The sequence below is a fragment of the Zoogloea sp. genome (genome assembly GCF_041914405.1).
In the GTDB taxonomy this organism is placed as follows: Bacteria; Pseudomonadota; Gammaproteobacteria; order Burkholderiales; family Rhodocyclaceae; genus Zoogloea.
This window is the reverse complement of the sequence record NZ_JAYSDK010000016.1, coordinates 101,920-104,582: the sequence shown is the minus strand read 5'-3', so window position 1 is coordinate 104,582 and position 2,663 is coordinate 101,920. Positions and strand designations below refer to the sequence as shown.

Annotated in this window: 3 protein-coding genes; all 3 read right to left on the bottom strand. The window is 66.1% G+C overall.

All coding sequences use genetic code 11. From position 1 onward, the window contains the following. Window positions 1-91: 91 nt before the first annotated feature. The 3 genes from ACE3RX_RS11840 to ACE3RX_RS11830 are packed head-to-tail and all read right to left on the bottom strand — an operon-like array spanning window position 92 to window position 2,546. Window positions 92-886: an SDR family NAD(P)-dependent oxidoreductase gene (locus tag ACE3RX_RS11840; protein ID WP_374483656.1), complete on the bottom strand. Its 795-nt coding sequence runs from the start codon at window positions 884-886 to the stop codon at window positions 92-94. Window positions 887-893: 7 nt separating this feature from the next. Beyond that, window positions 894-1,676 carry a 2-oxopent-4-enoate hydratase gene (gene dmpE / locus ACE3RX_RS11835; protein ID WP_374483654.1) on the bottom strand — a complete coding sequence of 261 codons (783 nt, stop codon included), beginning with the start codon at window positions 1,674-1,676 and terminating at the stop codon, window positions 894-896. 9 nt (window positions 1,677-1,685) lie between these two features. Then, window positions 1,686-2,546 (bottom strand): alpha/beta fold hydrolase, encoded by an 861-nt coding sequence (locus tag ACE3RX_RS11830; protein WP_374483653.1) that lies wholly within the window; start codon window positions 2,544-2,546, stop codon window positions 1,686-1,688. Between the last annotated feature and the right edge of the window lie 117 nt (window positions 2,547-2,663).

Here is a 2,663-nt window from a genome sequence, read left to right as displayed (position 1 = left end):
CCAGCAGGTCCGTGCCGATGTTGCCCGGGCCGATCAGGGCGCATTTGATTTTCTTGGTCATCGCTGTGTTTCCTTTTGGGGTCGCGAAGGGTTAAACCATGCTGCGCACCACACCGCCTTCGACCCGCAGGGCCGCGCCGTGGGTGGCAGACGAAAGGGGACTGCAGACGTAGGCGACGAGATTCGCCACCTCCGCCGGGTCGATGAAGCGTTTGAGCAGCGAGGTCGGCCGGGCATTGGCGAAGAAGTCCTTCTCCGCCTGCTCCAGGGACACGCCCTGCTCTTCCGCCAGGCTGCCGAAGAAGGTGGTGACGCCTTCGGTGCGGGTCGGACCGGGCAGCACGGAATTGACCGTCACGCCAGAGCCGGTGCAGGTTTCGGCGATGCCGCGAGCCACCGACAGCTGGGCCGACTTGCTCATGCCGTAATGCACCATCTCGGCCGGCGGGCAGATGCCGGACTCACTGGAGATGAACACGATGCGGCCCCAGTTGCGGGCTTTCATCGCCGGCAGGTAGTGGCGGGACAGGCGCACGCCACTCATCACGTTGGTTTCGAAGAAATGGAACCACTCGGTGTCGTCGATCTCCTCGAAGGGACGCGGATCGAAGATGCCGAGGTTGTTCACCAGGATGTCCACATCGGCGCAGGTGGTCACCAGCGCCTCGCAGCCGGCAGCGGTTCCCAGATCGGCGGCGATGCCCGTGACCTTGGCGTCCGGCTGCGCTTCGAGGAGGCGCGCAATGGTGGCGGACACGCCGGAGCGGCTGCGGCCATTGATGATCACCTCGGCGCCTTCGGCGGCCAGCTGGCGCGCGATGGCGAAGCCGATACCCGACGTGGAGCCGGTGACGAGGGCGCGCTTGCCGGTCAGTTGCAGATCCATGGCGACCTCAGCTGAAACGGACGGAACAGCCGCCGATGCCACCGATGGTGACACGCAAGCTGTCGCCGGCCTGCACCGGGATCAACGCGGCCAGGGAACCGGACAACACGATGTCGCCGGCCTTCAGGCCAATGCCCAGGCGGCCGAGGGTGTTGGCCAGCCAGGCGACGGCATTGCACGGGTGGCCAAGGGCTGCCGCACCGGAGCCAGTACCGACGATCTCGCCGTTCTTCTCGAGGACCATGCCGCAGGTGGCGAGGTCCACCTTGCGCGGATCGACCATGCGGTCGCCCAGCACCAGCACGCCACAGGAGGCGTTGTCGGCGACGGTGTCCTGGATCTTGATCTTCCAGTCCTTGATGCGGCTGTCGACGATCTCGAAACAGGCCATCACGCCCTCGGTGGCCGCCAGCACGTCGGCGGCGGTGAGGCCGGGGCCCATCAGATCCTTCTTCATCAGGAAGGCGATCTCGCCTTCCGCGCGGGGCTGGATCAGGGTGTTGGCGGGAATCGCCTCGCCTTCGTTGTACACCATGCCGTCGAGCAGCCAGCCGAAGTCGGGCTGATGCACGCCGAGCATGTTCATGACGACCTTGGAGGTCACGCCGATCTTCTTGCCGACCACGCGCTCACCGGCCGCCAGGCGGCGGGCGATCATCTGCTGCTGGATCTGGTAAGCGTCCTCGATGGTGATCTCGGGATGACGCTCGGTGAGCGGAGTCAGGGTTTCGCGTTTGACGAGGGCGTTGTAGAGCTCGTCGCCAAGCTGGGTGATCAGGGCCTTGTCCATGGATTTCTCTCAGGAAAGCGGTTGGGGTTCGGCGTCGGTGGCTTCGGCGAGGAAGTCGGCGACGAGACGGGCGAAACGGTTGGCGTGCTCGATCTGGGTCCAGTGGCCGCACTGGCCAAACACGTGGAGCTGGGCACGGGGAATCCAGCTGGCCAGGGTCAGGGAGGTCTGCAGCGGGATCACCTTGTCCTCGCGGCCGTGGATCACCAGGGTCTGGTTGGGCAACGCGCGGATGTCGGCCTCACGGCTGGCCATCGCATCCACCCAGCGCTGGCGCGGGGCCGGGAACATGGCGCCGAAGGACTCCTGGAAGCCCGGCCGGATGCTGGCCTCGTAGCGCAACTGGGCGAGTTCGTCGTTAACCAGGTTGCGGTCGTAGGCGAACAGGTCGAGCAGGCCGCGCATTGCCTCGAAGGACGGCTGGTAACCCCACACTGCGTCCAGCGCCGGGGTGATCTCGAAGGGCACACCGACACTGCCCATCAGCACCAGGCGGCGAACCCGCTCGGGATGGCGGATCGCCAGCGCCAGCGCGATGGCACCGCCGAAGGAGTTGCCGACCAGGTCGGTGCGTTCGATGCCGAGGGCGTCGAGCACGGCGATCGCATGGGCAACCTGGCGGTCCATCGAATAGACATCGCCGGGCAAGCGCTCGGTGTAGCCGAAGCCAAGCATGTCCGGCGCGATGACGCGACGTGCCTCGGCCAGGGCCGGCATCACCAGCCGCCAGTTGGCCCAGGCGGTGACGCCCGGCCCCGAGCCGTGGATGAGCAGCACCGGCTCGCCAGAGCCCAGGTCATGGACATTGGTCTGCCGGCCGGCCGCCGGGAGGAAGCGGCCGATTTCCGGGGAGGACGGAATGCTGCTCATGATCGTTGAAATCCTTTTTATCGTTTCACCGTGGGGGGGGGGTGGTTGGACCCCGGCCGGTAATTTATGGGGCGCGGGGGGAAGTAATAGCCACCACAGGTTGTGGTTTTGAGAGCG